The sequence below is a fragment of the Leucobacter fengyongliangi genome, assembly GCF_050971685.1.
In the GTDB taxonomy this organism is placed as follows: domain Bacteria; phylum Actinomycetota; class Actinomycetes; order Actinomycetales; family Microbacteriaceae; genus Leucobacter.
Genome location: NZ_JBPCEU010000010.1, coordinates 96,179 through 119,136 on the forward strand (window position 1 = coordinate 96,179; position 22,958 = coordinate 119,136).

General features: G+C 63.3%; 22 protein-coding genes and 1 tRNA gene. 5 read left to right on the plus strand and 18 right to left on the minus strand.

Annotated elements, in window-relative coordinates; translation table 11 throughout:
* Positions 1–80 precede the first annotated feature (80 nt).
* Positions 81–392: a putative quinol monooxygenase gene (locus ACR0R4_RS09060; RefSeq protein WP_003941073.1), complete on the minus strand. Its 312-nt coding sequence runs from the start codon at positions 390–392 to the stop codon at positions 81–83.
* A 107-nt stretch (positions 393–499) separates the two neighbouring features.
* Here ACR0R4_RS09060 and ACR0R4_RS09065 point away from each other — a divergent pair, with 107 nt between their 5' ends.
* The gene (locus ACR0R4_RS09065) at positions 500–1,441 is read left to right on the plus strand and encodes a GlxA family transcriptional regulator (protein ID WP_062244175.1); all 942 of its coding nucleotides are present in this window, start codon (positions 500–502) and stop codon (positions 1,439–1,441) included.
* A 497-nt stretch (positions 1,442–1,938) separates the two neighbouring features.
* On the opposite strand, the gene ACR0R4_RS09070 is transcribed toward ACR0R4_RS09065, so the two are convergent.
* From ACR0R4_RS09070 to ACR0R4_RS09145, 16 genes are all read right to left on the minus strand, one after another.
* Entirely contained in the window at positions 1,939–3,549 is a 1,611-nt protein-coding gene (locus tag ACR0R4_RS09070) for an APC family permease (RefSeq protein ID WP_433647039.1), read from the minus strand.
* Positions 3,550–3,699: 150 nt separating this feature from the next.
* Positions 3,700–4,173, minus strand: a complete 474-nt coding sequence (locus ACR0R4_RS09075; protein ID WP_433647040.1) for a tetratricopeptide repeat protein — start codon at positions 4,171–4,173, stop codon at positions 3,700–3,702.
* The gene (dapB, locus tag ACR0R4_RS09080) at positions 4,170–4,913 is read right to left on the minus strand and encodes a 4-hydroxy-tetrahydrodipicolinate reductase (RefSeq protein ID WP_433647041.1); all 744 of its coding nucleotides are present in this window, start codon (positions 4,911–4,913) and stop codon (positions 4,170–4,172) included. The genes ACR0R4_RS09075 and dapB overlap by 4 nt, the downstream gene beginning before the upstream one ends.
* 9 nt (positions 4,914–4,922) lie before the next feature.
* Positions 4,923–6,296 carry a M16 family metallopeptidase gene (locus tag ACR0R4_RS09085; RefSeq protein WP_433647042.1) on the minus strand — a complete coding sequence of 458 codons (1,374 nt, stop codon included), beginning with the start codon at positions 6,294–6,296 and terminating at the stop codon, positions 4,923–4,925.
* Between the two features lie 299 nt (positions 6,297–6,595).
* Positions 6,596–8,872, minus strand: a complete 2,277-nt coding sequence (locus ACR0R4_RS09090) for a polyribonucleotide nucleotidyltransferase (protein ID WP_433647065.1) — start codon at positions 8,870–8,872, stop codon at positions 6,596–6,598.
* A 309-nt stretch (positions 8,873–9,181) separates the two neighbouring features.
* Positions 9,182–10,015, minus strand: a complete 834-nt coding sequence (locus ACR0R4_RS09095; RefSeq protein ID WP_433647043.1) for a mycofactocin-coupled SDR family oxidoreductase — start codon at positions 10,013–10,015, stop codon at positions 9,182–9,184.
* Between the two features lie 74 nt (positions 10,016–10,089).
* On the minus strand, positions 10,090–10,950 hold the full coding sequence (locus tag ACR0R4_RS09100; RefSeq protein WP_433647044.1) for a mycofactocin-coupled SDR family oxidoreductase: 861 nt from the start codon (positions 10,948–10,950) through the stop codon (positions 10,090–10,092).
* Positions 10,951–11,133: 183 nt separating this feature from the next.
* A complete protein-coding gene (serA, locus tag ACR0R4_RS09105; protein WP_433647045.1) occupies positions 11,134–12,726 on the minus strand; it encodes a phosphoglycerate dehydrogenase in 1,593 nt (530 codons plus the stop codon).
* 100 nt (positions 12,727–12,826) lie between these two features.
* On the minus strand, positions 12,827–13,147 hold the full coding sequence (locus ACR0R4_RS09110; protein ID WP_433647046.1) for a hypothetical protein: 321 nt from the start codon (positions 13,145–13,147) through the stop codon (positions 12,827–12,829).
* Entirely contained in the window at positions 13,147–13,656 is a 510-nt protein-coding gene (locus tag ACR0R4_RS09115) for a hypothetical protein (RefSeq protein WP_433647047.1), read from the minus strand. Before ACR0R4_RS09115 ends, ACR0R4_RS09110 begins: the two co-directional genes overlap by 1 nt.
* A gap of 246 nt (positions 13,657–13,902) precedes the next feature.
* Positions 13,903–14,025 carry a hypothetical protein gene (locus tag ACR0R4_RS09120; protein WP_433647048.1) on the minus strand — a complete coding sequence of 41 codons (123 nt, stop codon included), beginning with the start codon at positions 14,023–14,025 and terminating at the stop codon, positions 13,903–13,905.
* 41 nt (positions 14,026–14,066) lie between these two features.
* Complete coding sequence (ilvC, locus tag ACR0R4_RS09125; RefSeq protein WP_433647066.1) at positions 14,067–15,083, minus strand: ketol-acid reductoisomerase; 1,017 nt, start codon at positions 15,081–15,083, stop codon at positions 14,067–14,069.
* Positions 15,084–15,163: 80 nt separating this feature from the next.
* On the minus strand, positions 15,164–15,673 hold the full coding sequence (ilvN, locus tag ACR0R4_RS09130; RefSeq protein WP_433647049.1) for an acetolactate synthase small subunit: 510 nt from the start codon (positions 15,671–15,673) through the stop codon (positions 15,164–15,166).
* Between the two features lie 2 nt (positions 15,674–15,675).
* The gene (locus tag ACR0R4_RS09135) at positions 15,676–17,484 is read right to left on the minus strand and encodes an acetolactate synthase large subunit (protein ID WP_433647050.1); all 1,809 of its coding nucleotides are present in this window, start codon (positions 17,482–17,484) and stop codon (positions 15,676–15,678) included.
* A 100-nt stretch (positions 17,485–17,584) separates the two neighbouring features.
* Positions 17,585–19,279: a dihydroxy-acid dehydratase gene (ilvD, locus tag ACR0R4_RS09140; RefSeq protein ID WP_433647051.1), complete on the minus strand. Its 1,695-nt coding sequence runs from the start codon at positions 19,277–19,279 to the stop codon at positions 17,585–17,587.
* A gap of 95 nt (positions 19,280–19,374) precedes the next feature.
* Positions 19,375–19,611, minus strand: coding sequence for a hypothetical protein (locus tag ACR0R4_RS09145; RefSeq protein WP_433647052.1), 237 nt, complete (start codon positions 19,609–19,611; stop codon positions 19,375–19,377).
* Between the two features lie 115 nt (positions 19,612–19,726).
* Between ACR0R4_RS09145 and ACR0R4_RS09150 the strand changes: the two genes are divergently transcribed.
* The 4 genes from ACR0R4_RS09150 to ACR0R4_RS09165 all read left to right on the plus strand — a co-directional run bounded on the left by ACR0R4_RS09150 (position 19,727) and on the right by ACR0R4_RS09165 (position 22,412).
* Positions 19,727–19,990 (plus strand): hypothetical protein, encoded by a 264-nt coding sequence (locus ACR0R4_RS09150; protein WP_433647053.1) that lies wholly within the window; start codon positions 19,727–19,729, stop codon positions 19,988–19,990.
* 131 nt (positions 19,991–20,121) lie between these two features.
* Complete coding sequence (gene nhaA / locus ACR0R4_RS09155; RefSeq protein WP_433647054.1) at positions 20,122–21,399, plus strand: Na+/H+ antiporter NhaA; 1,278 nt, start codon at positions 20,122–20,124, stop codon at positions 21,397–21,399.
* Between the two features lie 73 nt (positions 21,400–21,472).
* Positions 21,473–21,548, plus strand: a tRNA-Lys gene (locus ACR0R4_RS09160).
* Positions 21,549–21,605: 57 nt separating this feature from the next.
* On the plus strand, positions 21,606–22,412 hold the full coding sequence (locus tag ACR0R4_RS09165) for an inositol monophosphatase family protein (RefSeq protein WP_433647055.1): 807 nt from the start codon (positions 21,606–21,608) through the stop codon (positions 22,410–22,412).
* Here the strand turns inward: ACR0R4_RS09165 and ACR0R4_RS09170 are convergent.
* Complete coding sequence (locus ACR0R4_RS09170) at positions 22,409–22,912, minus strand: MarR family winged helix-turn-helix transcriptional regulator (protein WP_433647056.1); 504 nt, start codon at positions 22,910–22,912, stop codon at positions 22,409–22,411. The genes ACR0R4_RS09165 and ACR0R4_RS09170 overlap by 4 nt on opposite strands.
* Positions 22,913–22,958: the final 46 nt, after the last annotated feature.

Genomic DNA, 22,958 nt, shown 5'->3' on the forward strand with positions numbered 1-22,958 from the left:
GGAACCTCCATCGTCGGGAGACCTCGACGTCTATCTGCGGACCGACTCGGCGGGGCGCGATCGTCTCGTGCGTTGGCGGCCTACGGGAGCTTGGACGCGAGGACGTCGGCCGCCAGGATCTCGGGTGCTGCGCCGAGGAGGTGCTGGTTGGCCATCAGGGCTGCGACGATGGCGCCGTTGGCGTGGGCGTCTCGAGCGGCCTCGTCGGGGAATGCATCGAAGATCCAGAAGGTGTCGGCGTGGGTCCTGACCGCGAACCAGACAATCGTTCCTACTTCTTCGTTGGCGAGTGCGACAGCGCCGGCGAGCAGATCGGCGAGCGCGTCGTGCTGTCCATCGGCCGCGACGATCTTGGCGACGAAAGCATACGGAAGTGATGCGGGTGTTGACATGAGGGACTCTCCTTGAGGTCGTGGTTCTTCGTGGGACGAGTTCAGCGTATAACGAGCGAGGGCCGGTGGGGAGTGGCGTATACGGCAGTATTGCTATTGTTTACGTCATGCGTATTGGACTGATCGCGATCGACGGCTGCTTCGGTTCGGCTATCGCGTCGATCATCGACATCGTGCGGGTGGCCGACGGAGCCCGCGGCGATGTCGACCCGCGGATCGACCCGATCGAACTCGCCATCCTCGGACCGAAACGGAGAGTGACCACGACGGCATCGATGACCCTGTCGGTGGACCACCCGCTGTCGGAGTCCGCAGAGTTCGACGTGGTCGTCGTCCCTGCACTTGGAACCCTTACGGCCGCCGCTACCAACGACGCCCTCCAGAGCCGAGATGCTCGTTCGGTCATCGCCTCGCTCGGGCGCCTCGACGAGGCGACCACCCGGATCGCCGCGGCGTGCACCGGCGTGTTCGCTGTCGCCGAGACCGGACGGATGCATCATCGGCGGGCGACGACCAGCTGGTTCCTGGGACCGGAGTTCCTGAAGCGCTATCCGACCGTCGCCCTCGATCTCGACACCATGGTCGTGGTCGACGGGAACCTCGTCACCGCCGGCGCAGCGTTCGCCCACATCGACCTCGCGCTCTCACTCGTGCGATCGATCAGCCCCGACCTGGCCCAACATGTCGCCAAGCTCCTCATCATCGACGAGCGTCCGTCGCAGGCGGCCTTCGTCGCCTACGAACATCTCCGGCACGAGGACCCGATCGTCGTCGAGTTCGAACGCTTCGTGCGCGCCCGCCTGGACGAACCGTTCAACGTCGCCTTCGTCGCGCAGTCGCTCGGCACCAGCCGGCGCACCCTCGAACGACGAGTCCGTGCGGCGCTCAACCTCACTCCGCTCGGCTTCGTCCAACGGCTTCGCATCGAACGAGCTCGGCACCTCTCAGCAACCACGGACCTCACCTCCGCCGAGATCGCGCTCCGGGTCGGCTACGCGAACGCCGAGACTCTGCGCTCCCTCCTGCGCAGGGAGCGACGCCGTTCCTGACCTATCGCCATGCCTGTAGCTTGTGTCCTAGCGCTCGGTTGGAACCACCTCTCAGCACGTCGCGTCGACGCTCCTGCGTCGCCCCTGGACTACCCACTCGACACGCCCGTAGCACAGCTCATGTGACGTGCCCCGGCTTCCCGGACGGTCGGGGTTGGGTGGCTGTGATGTCGCTGCGTTCTCGTCGAGAGGGTCAGCAGACCCGATCAGAGCCGATTGGGATGAGCCGCGAAGGCGGTTAGGTCAGGGCGGCCGAAGCCGGTCGGCGGGGTAGCGTCGGGCACGTCGAGGTCTTTCGGATGGATGGCGTAGGAACCTCCATCGCCGGGAGACCTCGACGTCTATCTGCGGACCGACGCGCCCGGCCGATCTGCACCTTCATCTGGGAAGAGCCCCATTAACCACCTGAAAGAAGTCCGCGAGATCTGGTGATGTCCAGGGCAAGACAACACCCCTGAGGCTGGGCCTCAGGGGTGTTGATCCACCGCTAATCGCGACTAGCGTCGCTCGTGAGACTCAATGTGATCGTCGAACAGCTCGAGACTCCGGGGATCGGTGCTGTCGTCGCCCACTCGCAGCACCTCACCGCGGAAGAACGCTGGCGACTTGCGCGACCACGCCAGCATGATCACCACGCCGATCAGCAGCACAACCACGCCGAGGATACCTACCAGACCGAGCCCGGCGATGTTGCTCCCGGACCCGAAGGCCGGATCGAAGCTGTCGATCGTCGTGGTCACGAAGGTGATGAGCAGGAAGATTCCACCCAAACCAGGCAGGAGGAAGGCGGTGGTGAAGAATCGCCAGCCGAGCTTCGCTGCGGTCTTACGGAAGTACCAGGTGCTCGAGAGCGCCGTAATGCCGTAGTAGAAGCAGACCATCATGCCAAGTGCCGTGATGGTATCCCAGAGCACGTCTTCGCTGAGGAAACGCATCACCGCGTAGAACACCGAGGCGACGGCCGACGACCACAGCAGAGCCACGTACGGCGACTTGTACTTCGAGTGGATCTTCTTCATTGATGCGGGCAACGCACCGTAGTGCGACATCGCGAGCAATGTGCGTGCCGGGGAGATGGCGGTCGTGTTGATGGAGGAAACCGCACTCAACAAGATTCCGAGTGTCAGGAAAATCGCGAGCGGACCCATGACTGGGTGCGCGATCGCCGCAAACACGTTCTCAGCGATGTCGGTGTTTCCGAGGCCAAACTCGCCATCGCCCGTGCCAGCCCACACTAGTGTGGCAGTCGCCGTGCCTACATACATCACGAGCAGAATCGCGACCAGGATCATCGAGGCCTTACCCTCGGTCGACATGCGACCCTTCGAGGCCTTGGTCTCCTCGCCGAGAGTCAGCACGGTGTCCCAGCCCCAGTAGACGAAGATCGAGACTGCCAGGCCCGCCGAGAATGCGCCGAAGCTATCAACCGCAAAGGGATTGAACCACGACAACTCGGGCATGTTGCGCACACCGCTGTCAGGGTTCGGCTCTGCGAAGAAGAACATCGCAAGGATGAACCACGCCATGACACCCAGCTGAAAGAACACGGTGATGTACTGGAAGATCTTTGTCGAGGTCATGCCCCGGTAAGAGATGAACGTCGCCATCGCCATGAACGCGAGGCACACGATGATATTGATCCACACGACGCTCGCGAGATTTGCGACCTCGCCGCCGCCATTCATGAGAATGTCGAGTGATTCAAAGAGGAAATCAACCGCAACGCCCGCGAGGTTCGAAAGCACGAGTACCGTCGCCGCAATGAGGCCCCAGCCAGCCATCCAACCGATCCACGGGCCGAAGGCGCGCGTGCCCCAGGTGAAGGACGTGCCCGAATCGGGCATGCGGTCATTTAGCGCACGATACCCCAGCGCAACGAGGAGCATCGGAATGAAGCCGGCGAGGAAGATGGCGGGCATTTGCCAGCCGACCTCCTGCGCAGCGGGCCCGACTGAGGCGGTCAGGGTGTAGGCAGGTGCGCACACCGATAAGCCGATGATGACCGCGCCGAAGACACCAACGGTGCCCTGCGGCAGTCCTTTGCGGCTGATGCCGCTGACGGAATCGAGGGCCCGCGTTGGAGGGCTCGCTGTTGCGTTCTCAGACATACCAGGCTTTCTTTGGGGTCGAGACCCCGGTCGGGAGGGCTGTCGCCCCGATCACCTCTGTGTGGACGCCGTCTACGGAGTTCAAGGGCGATACCACCCCAGCCCTCGGCGCACCGCTGAGTCTAAGCACAAATCGGTGCATTTCCCTAATCAGTGCGCGATTTCTCCACCGATACCGTCGCGTTCCAGCCGTATTGCTTGTCGTATCGCCCCTCTGGCACGCTTTCGGTCGCCGCAGGCATCGTAGACAAGCCCCAGCCGCATCCAGGCACGCCAATCACCCGGGGAGGCTTCCGCTTCTTCCCGGTATCTCGGGAATACGCTGTCGGCGTTGTCCCGGTTAGGCTTGCCAGTCGGACCTGTCTCACCAAGGTCATCGGGGAGGCGACCGTCGGCATCGAGCCGATCGACCAGCTGTGTGGATCGCCACCCAAAGAGCACCTCGCGCACGAGCGCCCAGGCACCAATCAGTGGTAAAACGAGAAGCGCCACCCCCATGATGACGGCGACCGGAGTGCCGGAACTGAGCAGCGCGACCGCACGCATGCCCGCAAACACGAAGTAGAGGACGAGCAGGGCCGCCATCACGATGACCCCAGTTAGGGCCCGGGCGCGCGCGCTCATGCGCGCGGATCCGCTGCGATGCCCAGCACCTTCTCGAGCCCGACCACGAGTCCATGGAGGTCGACAATCGACTCAAGCGCAGCACGGATGCCCGCACGATAGGCATCGTTCGAGTGGGTGTCGTGAGTGAGTGTGAGCACCTCGCCCGCACCCCCGAAACGCACCTCTTGGCGGGCAATCACACCCGCCAGTCGTAGGCTGTGCACGGGAACCCCCGCGATCACCTGCCCGCGGGCTGCTTGCTCTGCGTTCGGGGCATCGATGGGTTCGCCTCCGCGCGCCTCGGCAATGAGTTCGGCGGTGCGCACCGCGGTACCCGAGGGCGAATCGACCTTTGCCGGGTGGTGGGCCTCAACGATCTCGACAGAGTGGAAATAGGGGGCTGCAACTTGAGCCAGCACCGTGCCAATCACCGAGCCGAGTGAGAAATTCGGCACGACGAGAACTGCGCTTCCCGGGACCTCTTTGACAACGGACTGGAGGCGATCCAGCCGCTCCGCAGACCAGCCGCTGGTGCCAACGATGACTCGCTGGCCGCGGCGCAGGCCGCGCTCAACGATCTCGGGAGAAGCGTCTGGGTGACTGACATCAAAGAGAACCGCATCCTCCGCGCCCGAGTCGGGCCCTGAGGCGCTACTCAGCTGCGCTCCAAGCGCAAAAGCGGGGTGCGACTCGATAACCTCACACACGAGCGACCCCAGTCGCCCTCTGGCGCCGCTGACGGCTACGTGTACTGACATGGCTCCAGGCTACTCGCTCGCGACGAGTGTCGAGCGGGAAGCATCGCCCACTGCGACAACGGTCTGAGGCCGCGCAGCAAGCAGTGCCGCGACCTCCCTGATGTCGTCGGCGGTCACCGCGAAAAACCGTTCGAGGGAGGTGTCGAGATTGAAGAACTCCCCCGTGCCCAGCTCGGCACGCGCCAGCCTACCCATGCGGGTGTCGGAATCTTCGAGCGCCAGCGCGGAGGAACCAGCGATCTGCCCGAGCGCCCGCTCGTGTTCCTCAGGGGTGATGCCCGATGCGGCAACCTTGCGCAGTTCCGCGGTCGCGAGTTCGATGACCTCGGAGGCCTTCTGCGGAGCCGACCCGACGTACATGCCGAACACGCCCGCGTCAGAGTAGCTGGCCCCGAACGAATAGGCCGTGTAGGCGAGTCCACGCTTCTCCCGAATCTCCTGGAAGAGCCTGCTCGACATACCGCCACCCAGCACCGAATTCATAATGCCAAAGGCGAAGCGGCGCGGATCGTTCGAGCGCAGACCCTCTGTGCCAATCATGAGGTTGATCTGTTCCGAGGGCCGCTCGGTGAGGAGCACCTGGGTACCTGATGTCTTCGCCGCTTCGGCGGTGTCGCCAGTGGCCTGGGCGCGCCGCGCCGGCGCGCGATCCACATCGAGGCTCCAGCGAGACGAATCTGCGGCTTCGAGCGCACGTATCACCCACTCGACCAGGCGGTCGTGATCGACGCCGCCTGCTGCAGTCACCACGAGCGTCGACGGGTCGTACTGGGTGAGGTAGTGCGCCATCACGTCGTCGCGTCGGGCCGCGCGGATGGTCTCGGGGTGTCCGCCGATCGGCCGGCCCAACGGATGTGCGCCAAGTACCGCCTCAAAGAAACGCTCGTTCGCCACGTCTGCCAGATCGTCCGAGGCCATCGCAAGTTCCTCGAGGATCACCTCGCGCTCGTTTTCGAACTCGGCCTCGTCAATCACCGAACTCACCACCATGTCGGCGAGCACGCCGACTGCGCCCTCCAGATCGGCGTCGCGCACCTTGGCGTAGTAGCAGGTGTATTCCTTCGCGGTGAGCGCGTTGTTCTCCGCTCCGATGCGGTCAAAACTTGTCGCGATTTCGTATGCGTCGCGCGTGGGCGTGCCCTTGAACAGCAGGTGCTCAAGAAAATGGGTGGATCCCAGGCTGCCCGGGGCATCGCCCCGATCGGCCTGCTCGTCTCGCGAACCTACGCCGACCCAGAAACCAACCGTGGCACTGCGAGCGCTCGGCATGCGTTCGGTGAGGATGCGCAGGCCACTCGGGTGCACCGTGCGGCGGAGAAGCCCCCCCTCGAGATCGGCAGTGAGTTCGGGCAGGTCAAGGGGGAAGATCACGGGTTCAGACACGCCCTCAACCCTACCCGTGCGAGGTTCGCCTTCTTTGTACCCCCGGTCACTCTCTCGCCGGCTCTCATCTCGTCCCCTTCCCAAATCCACTCACCTCATCCCACCTCATCCCACCTCAACCCACCTCATCCGCCAGGTCGGGCGCTAGTGGTTGCTTGCCGCGGGGGGAGGCAGCCACTAGCGCCCGCGCGAGGGTGGTGGAGGTGGAGGTTGAGGTGGCGAGATTCCCGAACAAGGTTCCCGAGCACAACGAAACCCCGGGCGCCGAGGCGCCCGGGGTTTCGTCGATCCACCAATAATTACTCGGCGGAGGGAGCCTCAGTAGCCTCGACCGACTCGATGACGTCAGCCGTCTCAGCGGCGGCCTCCTCGACAACTGGCTCGAGGGAGAGCTTGCCACGATCGTCAACCTTCGTGATCTTCACGAGGATCTTCTGACCGATCGAGAGCACGTCGTCAACCGAATCGATGCGCTTGCCACCGGCGAGCTTGCGCACCTCGCTGATGTGCAGCAGGCCGTCCTTGCCCGGAAGCAACGACACGAACGCACCGAACGCAGCCGTCTTCACGACGGTACCCAGGTACTGCTCGCCCACCTCGGGGTTCTGCGGGTTCGCGATGGCGTTGACCTGCGCGCGCGCAGCCTCAGCCGACGGACCGTCGACCGCACCAATGTACACGGTACCGTCGTCGTCGATCGAGATGTCGGCACCAGTCTGATCCTGAATGCCGTTGATCGTCTTGCCCTTCGGGCCGATCAGCTCGCCGATCTTGTCGACCGGGATGTTGACCGTGATCACGCGCGGAGCGGTCGGAGCCATCTCGTCGGGTGCGTCGATGGCCTGACCCATGACACCGAGGATCGTGGTGCGAGCCTCCTTCGCCTGCGACAACGCGCCAGCGAGCACGTCGCTGGGGATGCCATCAAGCTTGGTGTCGAGCTGCAGCGCGGTGACGAACTCGGAGGTACCAGCGACCTTGAAGTCCATGTCGCCGAGCGCATCTTCGGCACCAAGGATGTCGGTGAGCGTCGCGTAGCGAGTCTCACCATTGACCACGTCGCTGACGAGGCCCATCGCGATGCCAGCTACTGCGGCGCGCAGCGGCACACCGGCGTTCAGGAGCGACAGTGTCGACGCGCACACGGAACCCATCGAGGTCGAGCCGTTCGAGCTGAGCGCCTCGCTAACCTGACGGATAGCGTAGGGGAACTCATCTCGGGCGGGCAGCACCGGCACGAGTGCGCGCTCGGCGAGGAAGCCGTGCCCGATCTCGCGACGCTTCGGGCTTCCCACGCGGCCGGTCTCACCGGTCGAGTACGGCGGGAAGTTGTAGTGGTGCATGTAACGCTTGCTAGTGACCGGCGCCAGCGAGTCAATCTGCTGCTCCATCTTCAGCATGTTCAGCGTGGTGACGCCCATGATCTGGGTCTCACCGCGCTGGAAGATCGCCGAACCGTGCACGCGCGGGATGACCTGCACCTCTGCGTCGAGCGCGCGGATGTCGCGCAGCCCACGGCCGTCGATACGAGCGCCCTCGGTGAGGATGCGACCGCGAACAATCTTCTTCGTGACCGACTTGTACGCGCCGGAAACCTGGTTCTCAGCATCTGCGGGCAGTTCGCCCGCAGCAACCTTCGCCGAAATGGTCTCCTTCACGCGGGACTTCAGCGCGTCATCTGCTTCCTGACGGGCGACCTTGTCTGCGATCTGGTAGATACTAGCGAGCTCAGCCTCAGCCTCAGCGGCCACAGCCGCGTAAACCTCATCAGAGTAGGGCAGGAATACTGGGTAGTTCTGCACCTCCTTGGCCGACTGAGCCGCGAGCTCGGACTGAGCCTTGGCAAGCTTGGCCAGGAAGGGCTTTGCTGCCTCAAGGCCCTGGGCAACCACGGCCTCGTCGGGCTTCGCGGCGCCGGCCTTGATCAGGTTCCAGCTTCCCTCGGTGGCCTCAGCCTCGACCATCATGATCGCGACATCTTCGTTGCCGTTCGCGTCAGTCACGAGGCGGCCTGCGACGGTGAGGTCGAAGACGGCGTTCTGCAGCTGCTCAACGTTCGGGAAGGCAACCCACTGGTCGCCGATGAGCGCGAGGCGCACGCCAGCGATCGGGCCCGAGAAGGGGAGACCCGAAATCTGGGTCGATGCCGAGGCCGCGTTGATAGCCAGTGCGTCATAGAACTCGCCCGGGGCAATCGACAACACGGTGATCACGATCTGCACCTCGTTGCGGAGGCCGTCGACGAACGACGGGCGCAGCGGGCGGTCGATGAGGCGGCATACGAGGATCGCCTCGGTCGAGGGCCGCCCCTCGCGACGGAAGAACGAACCGGGGATCTTGCCGGCGGCGTAGGAGCGCTCTTCTACGTCAACGGTGAGGGGGAAGAAGTCGAAGTGCTCCTTCGGGTGCTTTGACGCGCTCGTGGCGCTCAAGAGCATGGTCTCTTCGTCGAGGTACGCGGCTACTGCGCCCTGCGCCTGCTGCGCGAGGCGGCCGGTCTCGAAGCGAATGGTGCGGGTGCCGAACTTGCCGTTATCGAGCACGGCCTCGGCGAACTTAATTTCAGGACCCTCCACGGGAACTCCTTTGTGTCTGAGCACGCGGCGGACAGCCCGAAGCGCTGCGTGCGACCACGGGCGCTGATCAACAGTAGAAAACCACCCCCGCATACGGCCAACTGGCTCGCGCGGCGCGAACGCCGAGATCGAGAGGGATCCACCACCGAAGACCAGCCCGCCAGCCGGCGTGCTCGATTCATCGATGACGTGGGTATTGACCCACATTCACAGACTACCACCGGGCCCCTGGTATTCCGTGGAAACACGGGAAATACAGTGGCCCCTGATTGCGCCTGCGCAAACCTGGGCCACCACAGACAATCGGCGTTACTTCAAAAAACACCCCGCGTCGACGGGGAGCGTGACCCCGGTGATGTACCGCGCTTCATCTGAGGCGAGAAACAGCAGCGCATTCGAAATGTCAACCGCCTCGACCCAGGGAATCGGCAGCAGGTTCGTGTGCTGTGATGCCTCCGCAAAATCTTCCTTGGTCGGGTTTTCAATGTCGGGCCGAAACAGTTTCATGATCGTCTCGTTCATGATCATGGGGGTGTCGACCTGCGTCGGGTGGATGCTATTCACCCGAATCATGTGAGGCGCGAGCTCCATTGCGAGTGTGCGCATGAGACCGACAACGCCGTGCTTTGCGGAAACGTACGATGCCGCGTGCGCGTACCCCTTCAGCCCAGCTTCTGAGCTCGTGAGCACGATCGACCCGCCATTCCCCGCTTCGATCATGTGCGGGATCGCCGCCTTCGCGGTGCGCCACACACCCGCGAGGTTCACATCTTGCATGTCCATGAACTCTTCGTCGGTCATCATGTGTGCGAGCGCGGGGGTCATCGCAATGCCCGCGTTCGCCGACACAACATCGAGTCGGCCGAACTGTGCAATTCCGTCTGCCACCGCCGCGTCAAGCTGCTCTTGCACGCGCACGTCGGCGACTCGCGCCACAATCCGACGATCCAGTTCCTCGACCTGGCGCACCGTCTCGGCGAGATCCGCTTCCGTTGCTGGCGGCGATGGCACATTTGGCTGCGGTTCACAGGCATCGATCACGATGATGTCGGCACCCTCTTGCGCGAGTCGCACGGCGTGCGAGCGACCCTGGCCTCGGGCTCCGCCAGTAATAAAGGCGACCTTTCCATCAAGTCTTCCCATGATTCCTGCTCCTTACCTGCTTCGTTCGATTGAGATCAGTCTCGAGATGAGCGTTCTCAGATGGTGGATCAGCGCTACTTCACTGGGTCAGGGTTATAGCCGGGCTGCAACAGGTGCCCCGCGTCAACCGGCACCGAGATCCCGGTGACTGCCGAGGCCAACTCCGAGTTCAACCACAGGGCCGCATCGGCGATCCGCTCGGGTGCCAGGAACCCGGCACCCTTCAGCGCGTGGAACGAGTACCCGGCCTCGAGCATGTCGGCCTCGGTACCCGTACCGGCAGGCTTGCCCGACATCATGTCCCAGGCCCCTTGCCAGCTGGTCATAGGGGTGAGGATCGCGCCGGGATGCACCGAATTCACTCGGATGCCGTGGCGGGCATATTCGAGCGCGAGCGTCTTCATCACTCCGACGACACCAAACTTCGACGCGCAATAGTGCACGTACTGCGCACCGGGTTCCAAACCATTGATCGAGGAGGTCATGACAATGGATCCGCTGCCTCGCTCCATCATGTGCGGCAGCACGGCCTTGGCCGATTTCCACACCCCAGTGAGGTTGACCGCGATCATGTCGTCCCACGCTTCCTCGGAGAGTTCGTGTGCTGGTCCGAGAGAGAAGATGCCGGCGTTTGCAATCAGTGCGTCGATCTTGCCGAACTGCGCGAGGCCCTCAGACACCGCGTGGTCGAGATCTGCCTGCTTCCGCACGTCCCCCACAACAGCAACGATGCGGCGGTCGAGAGCCTCGACCTGCCGCACCGTTTCGTCAAAATCTTCTTGTTTCGCCATCGGGTAGGCGACCGTCGAGATTTGATCGAGTGTGTCAATGATGATGACATCCGCACCTTCTCTCGCACTCGTGACTGCGTGAGCTCTCCCCTGCCCTCGCGATCCACCGGTGACCATGACAACTTTTCCGTCAAGCAGACCCATGTGCCCGTTCCTCTCTTCGTTGAGATTCGTCGGAGGCTCCTCCGGAGTTGCGGCATCGCCGTAGATGCCCCTCCACGGCCCACCATAATGGCACTCAGTGCCGAAGGGAAGAGGCGTGGAGAAATACCGAGAGCCCCACACTCGCGTGCAGGGCTCTCGGAAGTGCGGGCCGATCGCCCGACGTTAGTCGACGATCAGGTCGATGGCGCGCAGCACATCCGCGCCGATAGCGTCACCGAGCTCGGAGACAAGCTCGGCGGGCACTGGCGCGTCCACAGAAAGCACCGACAGAGCAGTGCCCTTCTTATCATCGCGCGCGATCTGCAGGCCGGCGATATTCACGCCAGCTTCGCCGAGCAGACTGCCGTAGGTGGCAACGATGCCCGGTCGGTCGGTGTAGCTAAACACGATGAGGTGCTCGGAAATCGGGAGTTCGAGCTCGTATCCGTTGATCTCGACAATCTTTTCGATCTGCTTCGGGCCGGTCAGCGTGCCCGAGACCGAGATCTGAGTGCCGTCGGCCTGGCTTCCGCGCAGAGTGATGACATTTCGGTAGCTCTCGCTGTTCGCGTCAACGCTGAAGCGCACTTCAAGGTCGCGCTGCTCGGCCAACAGTGGCGCGTTCACGTACGACACCGGGTCACTCACAACCTGCGTGAACAGCCCCTTCAGCGCGGCCAAGCGCAACACCTCGACGTTGTGCTCGGCGAGTTCGCCGTGCACCTCCACGTCAAGCGAGGTGATCGGACCGGCGGCAAGTGCGGCGAAGATCTGGCCGAGCTTCTCGGTCAGCGGAAGCCCGGGCTTGACGTACTCGTTGATCGAACCGCCAGCAACGTTTACGGCGTCAGGCACCAATTCACCCGCGAGAGCAAGACGCACCGACTTCGCGACCGAGACGCCAGCCTTCTCCTGAGCTTCCTCGGTCGATGCACCCAGGTGCGGCGTAACGCTGACGCGGTCAAGACCGGTCAGCGAGGCATCTGCCGGGGGCTCCTGCACGAACACGTCGAGCGCGGCACCCGCGATCTCGCCGGCCTCGAGTGCCTGAGCGAGAGCGGCCTCGTCAATAAGGCCGCCGCGTGCCACGTTGACGACAAAGGCGGTTGGCTTCATGGCTTTGAGCTGCGCCTCGCCGATCATGCCGAGTGTTTCGGGCGTGCGCGGCATGTGGATCGTCAAGAAGTCGGCACGCTCGACGAGCTCGTCCAGCTCAACCAGTTGCACGCCGAGCTGCTGCGCGCGAGCCGCGGTGACGTAGGGATCAAACGCAATCAGTTCCACGCCGAAGCCGCGGAGACGCTCAGCCACGAGGGCCCCGATCCGCCCGAGCCCAATGATTCCGATGGTCTTTTCAAAGAGTTCAATTCCGGTGAATGATGAACGCTTCCACTGACCGGCCGAGAGCGACGCATGTGCACGCTGCAGGTGGCGGGCAAGACCAAGAATATGGGCGACCGTCAGTTCGGCCGCACTAATGATGTTCGAGGTGGGCGCGTTGACCACCATGACACCAGCCTGGGTGGCCGATTTGATGTCGACGTTGTCGAGGCCCACACCAGCGCGGGCGACGACTTTGAGCTTCGGCGCCCAACTGAGCGCCTCCGCGTCAATCTGAGTCGCGGAGCGCACGAGTACGGCATCGGCGTTGGCCAGCGCCGAACGCAGGGCATCGCGATCGGTGCCGTCAACATTCACGACTTCAAAGTCGGGGCCGAGCGCGGCGATGGTGGCGGGTGAGAGTTCTTCGGCGATCAGTACGACTGGCGCAGGCAACGGGCGGTTCCTTCGAGGTCGACGGCAACGTGAACTCGCGGATCGAGCCACGACCCCATTCTACCGACCGTTACCGTCAGCTGAGCACTCCCCGCGCAATCTAGGCGAAGAAGCTCGACTGCGGTACCAGGTGCAGCACTTCAAGTTGCACGGCCGCCACAACGGCCAACCCCGTTGCTAGCACCAGCACGCGCAGCGCACCGGATCTGCCGCGCGAGATCAACAATGCCCCCGCGAATCCCACTGCCGGTAACGCGATGCCAAAGCACACCCAGAACCATCCGGCGCCAGTGAGTGAGAGTCCGAGTAGCGAAGACATCTCGGTCAAGCCGAGCAGATTACCGATACCAGCGACGACGAGGTAGACGTACAGCAGCGTCACCAGACCGCCGATGCCCCATGTTGCCAGTCTGCCAGCCATCAAGAACCTCCTACGGTCACGAGCGCCGGAAGCGGGAGCAAGACGACCGCGCCGATCAGGAGCCACAGGGCTAGGTTCCACGTGCGGGAAGCGCGACATAGAAGGTATGCAGCGATGAACCATAGAGCAGGCGCGAATGGGGCGGCCCAGAACACGGCCTGCTGCAACACCGCACCGATCGCACCGCTACCCTCAGCCACCGCCGAATTCATCTGGGAGTAATAATTGGCCCAACTGAACCACACCCAGGTGTAGAGCAGGTACAGCCCGCCGACCACACCAAGGAGCACGAGCGCACCGTTCGACAACTGGACGGGAGGTGCCGATCCCTCACCGGGCGACTCGCCTGTTCCTCCAGTTTCGTCACGCAGCGGATCTCCCGCACCACCACCAGGCACAACCTGGGCGGCGTACGAGTCCCTCAGGGGCACCACCGAGGGTTCCGCCTCAACCGTCCAGCCACTCACCAAGCTACTCTCGCGGGGCTCGCGGTCTGCCTTCTTTCGCATATTGCAAGCCTACCCAGGCACACCTGAGCACACCTGAGCGCTTCTCGGAACTCCTGGTGGCTGCTGGTGGCTCCTGAGTGGGCACACTCGCTGCAGCCTCAGAGATCCGCACAATCCAGGACCTCACCTGTCTGCACCAGTCCGAATCAGGGCGAATGTCCGAGTGAAGGGTGCAGCGCCGACGAGGCCGCGCTGGAACAGAGAAATGCCCCGGGTGAGTCCCCGGGGCATTTCTCTGTGAGCTCGTCAGCGCGCAGCGCTGCCGTCGACGCCTGCGGATCGCGCACGATCCGCAGCAAACGGTGCAGCCCTTTGGATTACGTCGTCGTCAGCGCGCAGCGCTGCCGTCGACGCCTGCGGATCGCGCACGATCCGCAGAAAACGGTGCAGCCCTTTGGATTACGTCGTCGTCAGCGCGCAGCGCTGCCGTCGACGTAATCCTCGTCTTCCTGCTTCCAGGCGAAGAGACCACGCAGTTCGCGGCCGGTGACCTCGATCGGGTGCTTTTCTGCCTTGGCGCGGAGTTCGAGGAACTCCTTGCCGCCGTTGTCCTGATCGTCAATGAAGCGCTTCGCGAACGCACCCGACTGGATGTCGGCGAGCACGCCCTGCATGTTCTCCTTGACGCGGGGATCCACCACGCGGGGGCCCGACACGTAGTCGCCGTACTCGGCGGTGTCGGAGACCGACCAGCGCTGCTTGGCGATGCCGCCCTCCCACATGAGGTCAACGATGAGCTTCAGCTCGTGCAGCACCTCGAAGTACGCAATTTCCGGCTGGTAGCCGGCCTCGGCCAGGGTCTCGAAACCGTACTGCACGAGCTGCGAAACGCCGCCACAGAGCACTGCCTGCTCACCGAACAGGTCGGTCTCGGTCTCTTCGGTGAACGTGGTCTTGATAACGCCGGCGCGGGTGCCGCCGATCGCCTTCGCGTACGACTTTGCGGTCTCCCACGCGCTGCCCGAAGCGTCCTGCTCGACGGCAATAATGTCGGGGATACCGCGGCCCGCGACAAACTCGCGGCGCACGGTGTGCCCGGGAGCCTTCGGCGCGATGAGGATCACGTCGACACCCTCGGGTGCCTCGATGTACCCAAAGCGGATGTTGAAGCCGTGCGCAAACGCGAGGGTCTTGCCCGGGGTGAGGTGCTGCTTGATCGACTCGGAGTAGATCGTGCGCTGGTACTGATCCGGCGCGAGGATCATGATGAGGTCAGCCCACTCGGCGGCATCTGAAACACTCTTCACGTCGAAGCCAGCCTCGGTGGCCTTCTGGATCGACTTCGAGCCGTCCTTCAGCGCAATAACAACCTGCACGCCCGAGTCGCGCAGGTTCATCGCGTGGGCGTGGCCCTGCGAGCCGTAGCCCACGATGGCCACCTTCTTGCCCTGAATGATCGACAGATCGGCATCGCCGTCGTAGTACATCTCAGCCACGAGTGGCCTCCTTTTGATTGTTGTTGGTTCGTTGGTGGATCGCGGCCCTTCGGGCCGAGTCCAGGTGGGTGTTAGCTCTTGAAGACGCGCTCGGTAATGGACTTCGATCCACGCCCTACCGCAATGAGTCCGGACTGTGCGATCTCCTTGATGCCGTAGGGCTCGAGCACACGCAGGAAGGCCTGGATCTTGCCGGTGTCGCCGGTCACCTCGATGACGAGGGCGTCGGTGACGACATCGACCACGCGGGCGCGGAACAGGTTCACTGCTTCGAGCACGTGGGAACGAGTCTGGTGATCCACCCGCACCTTGATCAGCATGTGCTCGCGCTGCACCGACTGCGACTCTTCGAGCTCGACGATCTTGATGACGTTGACGAGCTTATTGAGCTGCTTCGTCACCTGCTCGATCGGCAAGTCTTCCTCGTCAATGACGACGGTGATGCGCGAGAGCCCCTGGAGCTCGGTCGGCCCAACAGCGAGAGACGAGATGTTGAACCCACGGCGGGCGAAGAGACCTGCGACACGGGTCAACAGGCCGGGCTTGTCCTCCACGAGGAGGCTCAGAACGTGGCGGCTCATGATCAATCATCTCCATCAAACGACGGCCGGTGTTCCAGCGCGTACTGCACTTCACTGTTCGACAGCCCCTGCGGCACCATGGGCCAGACCATGGAGTCAGAACTGACGACGAAATCGATGACCACCGGTCGATCGTTGGTCTCGAGCGCGAGCTTGATCGCGTCGTCGACCTGGTCTTCGCGTTCGACGCGAATCGCGAGGCACCCGTAGGCCTCGCCGAGCTTCACGAAGTCGGGCACGCGGCTGCTGCCGTGGCCGGTGTTCAGCTCGGTGTTCGAGTAGCGCTTGTCGTAGAACAGCGTCTGCCACTGTCGCACCATACCCAACGATGAGTTGTTGATCACGGCGACCTTGATGGGGATGTCATTGATCACGCAGGTTGCGAGTTCCTGGTTGGTCATCTGGAAGCAGCCGTCCCCATCGATCGCCCACACCACACGATCGGGCTCTGCAACCTTGGCGCCCATGGCCGCTGGTACCGAATACCCCATGGTGCCGGCGCCACCCGAGTTGAGCCAAGAGTTGGGACGCTCGTACTTGATGAACTGGGCAGCCCACATTTGGTGCTGACCCACACCAGCGGCGTAGACACCCTCGGGCCCGGTGAGTTCACCGATTCGCTGAATCACGTGCTGCGGTGACAGCAAACCGTCTGAAGGTGCTTGAAAGCCCAGCGGGTACTCGGCGAGGAGCACATTGAGCCTCTCCCACCAGGCACTGAGGTCAGCAAAGTCACGATCCCGCTTGATCGAGGACACGGCGGCGATGAGATCAGAAATGACCTCCGCGGCATCGCCCACGATGGGCACATCCGCGGCGCGGATCTTCCCGATCTCAGCCGGGTCGATGTCAGCGTGAATGACCTTGGCATCGGGCGCGAAGAGTTCAGCCTTGCCCGTAACGCGATCGTCAAACCGCGCGCCGAGCGTGATCAGCAGGTCGGACTCCTGTAATGCCAGCACCGCGGGAACCGTGCCGTGCATTCCTGGCATGCCGAGATGTTGCGGGTGCGAATCAGGGAAGGCACCGCGCGCCATGAGCGTCGTCACGACCGGTGCACCGACCAACTCGGCGAGCTGCAAGAGCTCGTCCGATGCTTTCGCGCGGATCACGCCCCCACCCACATAGAACACTGGGCGTTCGGCTGTCGCGATGAGTTCGGCAGCGGCCTGAATCTGCTTGCTGTTGGCCTTGGTGATCGGGCGATACCCCGGCAGGTCAACCCGCGGGTCCCAGACGAAGTCAAGCTCGGCCTGTTGCGCGTCTTTGGTGATATCAACGAGCACCGGGCCGGGCCGACCGGTCGTGGCAACCTGATACGCGGCCGCCAGGGCAGCTGGAATATCTTCGGCCTTGCGCACCAGGAAGGAATGCTTGGTGATCGGCATCGTGATGCCGACGATGTCAGCCTCCTGGAAGGCATCAGTACCCATCAGAGTCGAAAAGACCTGACCGGTGATCGCAAGCAGAGGAACCGAGTCCATGTACGCATCAGCGATCGCGGTCACGAGGTTGGTTGCCCCCGGGCCGGAGGTGGCAATACACACGCCGACCTTACCCGATGCCGAGGCATAGCCTTCAGCAGCGTGGCCAGCACCCTGCTCGTGACGGACGAGGATGTGACGAAGGTCTTTTGCGTCCATCAACGGATCGTAGACCGGCAAGATCGCGCCGCCCGGAAGACCAAAGACATCGCGAATACCGAGCAGCTCAAGGCTACGAACGACGGCGGCTGCACCGCTCATGCGTTCGCCCTTCACGCCGGAATCGGCACGCGTCTGGGTGGGTATGGCACTCGTATCCGAGTTCATTTCACACTTTCTGTTGACAGTGGCTGGGATGTGTCATGCGCACGGCAGTACGCATGATCCGCGCGGAAATGCCCCTACACGGGTGACACCGCGACTGAAGCTACCCGGTGATCGCGCCCTCTGAGGCGGAATGGACGAGCTTCGCGTACTTCGCCAGTACACCTCGCGTGTAACGCGGGGGAAGTGGGGCCCAGGCTGCTCTGCGGGCCTCGAGCTCGGCGGGGTCTACCAAGAGATCGAGCGTCTGTGCGGCGATATCAACCCGTATCAGGTCACCGTCGCGCACCAGTGCTACCGGACCACCGTCCGATGCCTCAGGCGCTATATGTCCAATACACAGGCCGGTTGTGCCGCCTGAGAATCGTCCATCGGTCAATAGTAATACATCTTTACCCAGGCCTGCCCCCTTGATGGCACCGGTGATCGCGAGCATCTCACGCATGCCCGGGCCACCCTTCGGACCCTCGTAGCGAATGACCAAGATGTCGCCCTTACCGATCTTGCCCTCGGTCAGCGCATCCATCGCACCGCGCTCGCGCTCGTACACGCGCGCCGGGCCCTCAAATACTTCCGCATCGAAGCCAGCGGTCTTCACCACAGCGCCCTCAGGCGCGAGGGTGCCGTGCAGAATGGTGAGCCCGCCGGTCGCGTGAATCGGGTTGTCAAGGTGGTGGATCACGTCGCCGTCAAGCGGATCGGGGTTCAGCGCCGCAAGGTTCTCTGCCATCGTCTTGCCGGTGACGGTCATCACATCGCCGTGGAGCAGCCCAGCATCAAGCAGCGCCTTCAGGACGACGGGGATGCCGCCGTGCCGATCCACATCTGCCATGACGTACTTGCCGAACGGCTTCATATCAGCGAGGTGCGGAACCTTCGCGCCGATGCGGTTGAAGTCTGCGAGGGTGAGGTCGACCTCAGCCTCACGAGCAATTGCGAGCAGGTGCAGCACCGCGTTCGTTGAGCCACCCAGTGCCATGAGCAGTGTGATGGCATTTTCGAAGGCCTTCATGGTGAGCACGTCGCGGGCAGTGATACCCAGACGCAGCATGTTCACGACCGCCTCGCCAGACCGGTGTGCATAGTAATCACGTCGACGATCGGCACTGGGGGGTGCCGCAGAGCCCGGAAGACTCATTCCGAGCGCCTCAGCAATCGAGGCCATGGTGTTGGCGGTGTACATTCCACCACACGCACCCTCGCCCGGGGCGATCGCACACTCGATGCGCTTAAGATCTTCCTCGCTCATCGTGCCGGCCTTGCACGCACCAACCGCCTCGAAGGCGTCAATGATCGTGACTTCCTTCTCCGTACCGTCAGTGAGCTTGACCCAGCCCGGAGCGATCGAGCCGGCGTAGAGGAAGACAGCTGCGAGGTCGAGTCGCGCGGCAGCCATCAGCATGCCGGGAAGTGACTTATCACACCCCGCGAGGAGCACGGTACCGTCGAGGCGCTCGGCCATCATGACGGTCTCGACCGAATCGGCGATGACCTCACGCGAGACGAGCGAGAAGTGCATCCCCTCATGGCCCATGGAGATACCGTCGGAAACGGAGATGGTGCCAAATTCGAGCGGGTATCCGCCCCCCGAATGCACACCCTCTTTGGCACCCTGCGCGAGACGATCGAGGCTCAGGTTGCAAGGAGTGATCTCGTTCCAGGAACTGGCGATGCCGATCTGCGGCTTCGCCCAGTCCTCGTCCCCCATGCCCACTGCGCGGAGCATACCCCGGGCAGCGGCCTTTTCAATTCCGTCGGTGACGTCGCGGCTGCGCGGCTTCATATCGATCTCAGACATGGTTCCCAGTCTAGCGCCGCCCGGAGGACTCGAGCGCATACCCAGAAACGCTGCACGTGCTGAGGTGGCAGACGTTCAGCCGAAATCCGTGGGAGCTACTTACCCGTGGCACCCAGGAACGTGAAGGGGAGCATGAAACCGACAACGCTGGCGATGAGCCCACCGCCGAACAACCACATTCCCGCCATCTCAGTGATCCCTGAGTCGAACGCGAAGCTTGCCAGATAGATTCCGCCAAAGGCGAGAACCAAGGACACGACGAATACGAACGCGGTGACCGCGCTCACTGCACCCTGCGAGCTTTCCTCGAACAGCGCCTCGTTCTTCGCCACAGTGGTCCTCCTCTATGCGGTTTGATACTGACAGCCAGCCTAGCGCACCGGCCGTTCGTGTGGCGCTCGCCCGGACGGCACGCGCTAGTCTGGTGCCGAACGCGAAGGAGGCTTCATGTCAATCGGCAAGTACCTGACCAATGCGGGTGTGCTGGGGTCAGTTTTCAGCGCTTTTGGCGCGGCAAAACAGGCCCAGCAGATGCCGAGGGACTGGCGACGGTTCCTCATCTGGGGCGTGTGGGCAGCGGGCCTTGCCCTCGCCATCGCGAGTGCCGCGAAGCAGCAGCAAGACGAGGAGTATGCCGAGTCGCTGCACCTGTCCGCGCGAGAAGAGAAGGCTGCGGCAAAAGCCCGGCGCAAGCGACGGACAGCCGCCTGACAGGAGTCACTCCTGTTCGAGACGTTTGGGGCACTGCAGCGGGACTCCGGGCGCGAACGGTAGGCTAGGTCCCGGTGAGCCGGGAAGCCTGGTCGGCAGTTCGCATTTGTTGACCCCGGAGGTTTTTCTCTATGCCCCATACCCGCCTTTCCCTGGCGAAGGTGAGCCGCCGCGAGGCCGCCCGCGTCACCCGGATCTTACGCAATGAGTTCGCCAGCGGCATCGCGGTGATGGCTGCGGCGCTCCTCGGTTTTCTCGCAGCGAATAGCCCCCTAGCTGGCGCATACATGGATCTGCGCGACTTCCGCGTCGGGCCCGAGTCACTGAACCTGAATCTCTCGCTCGGCACCTGGGCCGCGGACGGATTGCTCGCAGTCTTCTTCTTTATGGTGGGACTTGAACTCAAACGTGAGTTCGTGACTGGGGCGCTCAGTAAGTTCACGACCGCGATTGTGCCGGTCGCGGCAGCGTTTGGCGGGGTCGCCCTGCCCGCGTTGATTTATCTCGCATTCACCTTTGGCACCGAAGCCGCGCACGGATGGGCGATTCCGGCCGCCACTGACATCGCCTTCGCTGTCGCGATTCTCGGTCTGATCGCGCCACGCATCCCCACCGCCCTGCGCATTTTTCTCCTGACGCTCGCTGTCGTTGACGATCTCATTGCGATCTCGATCATCGCGATTTTCTACACGAGCGGCGTGCAATTCGCCTTCCTCGCCCTCGCGCTGGTCCCGCTCGCACTGTACGCGTTCTTGGCGCGCCGATTCGCCGCGTGGTTTGCAGATCACCGATGGGCAGCGTGGGCAATCTTGCTTCCGCTGGGAATTGTGGTCTGGGCGCTGGTGCACGAATCAGGGGTACACGCAACCATCGCGGGTGTGGTGCTGGCGTTCACCGTGCCAGTAGTCTCAAAGCCCCGGAAGGGCGCACCACGGGTGGCTGGCACCGATCACGAGAACTCCCGCGAATCGCTCGACCTCGCGCACGTGTTCGGGTATCGCTTCGGCCCACTCTCCAGCGGCTTCGCCGTGCCGGTATTCGCCTTTTTTGCTGCTGGGGTTGCCGTCGGTGGCGAGAACCGGTTCCCATTCGATCCGATCGCGTTCGGGATCATCGCCGGGCTCGTCATTGGCAAGACCGTGGGCATCAGCGCCACCACGTGGTCGATTCTGCGCTTCACCAGGGCCGAGCTCGGCGGCGAGGCGAGCTGGCGAGAGGTCATTGGCGTTGCCGCACTCGGCGGCATCGGCTTCACAGTGTCACTGCTGATTGCGGATCTCAGTTTCACTGACCCAGCTGACGCGGACACCGCGCGTCTCGCTGTCATGGTGGCATCGCTCATCGCGGCGGCGGTGGCCGCCGCTCTCCTCGTCAGGAAGCCCCGGGCTCGGGCAACTCAGCTCGATTGAGTGGCGGAATCACGCGGATTTTTGTTCCATCCAGCCACGTGCTAGTGTATTTCTGTTGCCCACGCAGCGGAACGCGCCTCTAGCTCAATTGGCAGAGCAGCTGACTCTTAATCAGCGGGTTCCGGGTTCAAGTCCCGGGGGGCGCACCACCCGAAACCCCCACCATTACGGTGGGGGTTTCGTCGTAGAACCGGCAGGAGTAGAACATGACCGAGCAGCCCCCAGCCCAGTCCGCTGACCTTGCATTCGCCCTGGCACTCGCCGACCTTGCAGACGGCATCTCACTCCCTCGCTTCCGATCCGCCGATCTACGCGTCGACACCAAGCCCGACCGTACCTTCGTCACCGACGCAGATACCGCGGTAGAGCGCGCAATTCGCACTCTCATCGAATCTGAGCGACCGAACGACGGCTTCCTCGGCGAGGAGTCAGGCCGAGCAGACCGTGGCGAGCGCCGCTGGATCGTGGACCCGATCGACGGCACCTCAAATTTTCTCCGCGGCGTGCCCAACTGGGGCACGTTGATTGCGCTTGAAGAAGACGGCGAAGTGAGCGTCGGTGTCGTTAGCGCTCCGGCACTCGGCGCACGATGGTGGGCAGAGACCGGCACCGGGGCGTGGGGCCTCCAGGATGGTGCTGATCCGCGACGCCTGCGGGTCTCGGGCGTGGAGCGACTCGAAGATGCCTCGCTCAGCTTCCAGAGCATCGAGCAATGGGATCAGGCAGGCTACCTCGATCCACTGATTGCACTCAGCCGAGCGGTGTGGCGCGATCGCGCCTACGGCGACATGTGGGCCTATATGGCACTTGCAGAGGGGCTCGTCGACATCGTCGCCGAGTTCGACGTCAAGCCCTACGACCTGGCCGCACTCGCACCTATCGTTCGTGAGGCCGGCGGCACGTTCACCGATATTTGCGGATCCAGCAGTGTGTGGGGCGGCAGCTCGCTTGCCACGAACGGACTCCTGCACGATGCCACAGTGCGCGTGGTCGAGGCCGCTCGCCAGGACTAGCTCTCGGCGCGCCTTCGATCGGGATCGATCCCCTCAAGAATGCGGCCTAGGCCCGCGGAGAGCGATGCCACGTCACCCTCGGCGAGCTGGTCAAACACAAGCCGCCGCACCTCGTTCACGTGCGCGGGCGCGTGCAGCGCGAGGTGCGCAAGACCTTCATCAGTGAGCACCGCGTTCGTCGCGCGCCCGTCTGTGGGGCAGGCTTCTCTGCGCACCCACCCCTGCTTTTCGAGCCGGGTCACCACATGCGAGAGCCGCGACAGCGACGAGTTCGCCCAATGCGCGAGGTCGCTCATCAACCGCGTGCGATTCTCCGCCTCAGACAGCATGGCAAGCACGTGATACTCAAAGAAGGAAATACCCGCGTCGCGCTTGAGCTGCGCCTCGACTGCACCTGGCAGCAGAATGGTGAGGCCGACGAGCCGCATCCACATTTCACGCTCTGCGGGGTCGAGCCACCGTGTCTCAGAGTCTGGCGTGTTGTCGACTGCCTGTGTCACTTTCAACCTCTTGCTCTCGATACGCTTTCGGCGCGCTCGCGCTGCT

What these genes read in the sequence shown, in the direction of transcription:
- ACR0R4_RS09060 (WP_003941073.1), bottom strand. Translation starts at nt 392, where the DNA reads ATGTCAACACCCGCATCACTTCCGTATGCTTTCGTCGCCAAGATCGTC.
- ACR0R4_RS09065 (WP_062244175.1), top strand. Translation starts at nt 500, where the DNA reads ATGCGTATTGGACTGATCGCGATCGACGGCTGCTTCGGTTCGGCTATC.
- ACR0R4_RS09070 (WP_433647039.1), bottom strand. Translation starts at nt 3,549, where the DNA reads ATGTCTGAGAACGCAACAGCGAGCCCTCCAACGCGGGCCCTCGATTCC.
- ACR0R4_RS09075 (WP_433647040.1), bottom strand. Translation starts at nt 4,173, where the DNA reads ATGAGCGCGCGCGCCCGGGCCCTAACTGGGGTCATCGTGATGGCGGCC.
- dapB (WP_433647041.1), bottom strand. Translation starts at nt 4,913, where the DNA reads ATGTCAGTACACGTAGCCGTCAGCGGCGCCAGAGGGCGACTGGGGTCG.
- ACR0R4_RS09095 (WP_433647043.1), bottom strand. Translation starts at nt 10,015, where the DNA reads ATGGGAAGACTTGATGGAAAGGTCGCCTTTATTACTGGCGGAGCCCGA.
- ACR0R4_RS09100 (WP_433647044.1), bottom strand. Translation starts at nt 10,950, where the DNA reads ATGGGTCTGCTTGACGGAAAAGTTGTCATGGTCACCGGTGGATCGCGA.
- ACR0R4_RS09110 (WP_433647046.1), bottom strand. Translation starts at nt 13,147, where the DNA reads ATGGCTGGCAGACTGGCAACATGGGGCATCGGCGGTCTGGTGACGCTG.
- ACR0R4_RS09115 (WP_433647047.1), bottom strand. Translation starts at nt 13,656, where the DNA reads ATGCGAAAGAAGGCAGACCGCGAGCCCCGCGAGAGTAGCTTGGTGAGT.
- ilvC (WP_433647066.1), bottom strand. Translation starts at nt 15,083, where the DNA reads ATGTACTACGACGGCGATGCCGATCTGTCGATCATTCAGGGCAAGAAG.
- ilvN (WP_433647049.1), bottom strand. Translation starts at nt 15,673, where the DNA reads ATGAGCCGCCACGTTCTGAGCCTCCTCGTGGAGGACAAGCCCGGCCTG.
- ACR0R4_RS09135 (WP_433647050.1), bottom strand. Translation starts at nt 17,484, where the DNA reads ATGAACTCGGATACGAGTGCCATACCCACCCAGACGCGTGCCGATTCC.
- ilvD (WP_433647051.1), bottom strand. Translation starts at nt 19,279, where the DNA reads ATGTCTGAGATCGATATGAAGCCGCGCAGCCGCGACGTCACCGACGGA.
- ACR0R4_RS09150 (WP_433647053.1), top strand. Translation starts at nt 19,727, where the DNA reads ATGTCAATCGGCAAGTACCTGACCAATGCGGGTGTGCTGGGGTCAGTT.
- nhaA (WP_433647054.1), top strand. Translation starts at nt 20,122, where the DNA reads ATGCCCCATACCCGCCTTTCCCTGGCGAAGGTGAGCCGCCGCGAGGCC.
- ACR0R4_RS09165 (WP_433647055.1), top strand. Translation starts at nt 21,606, where the DNA reads ATGACCGAGCAGCCCCCAGCCCAGTCCGCTGACCTTGCATTCGCCCTG.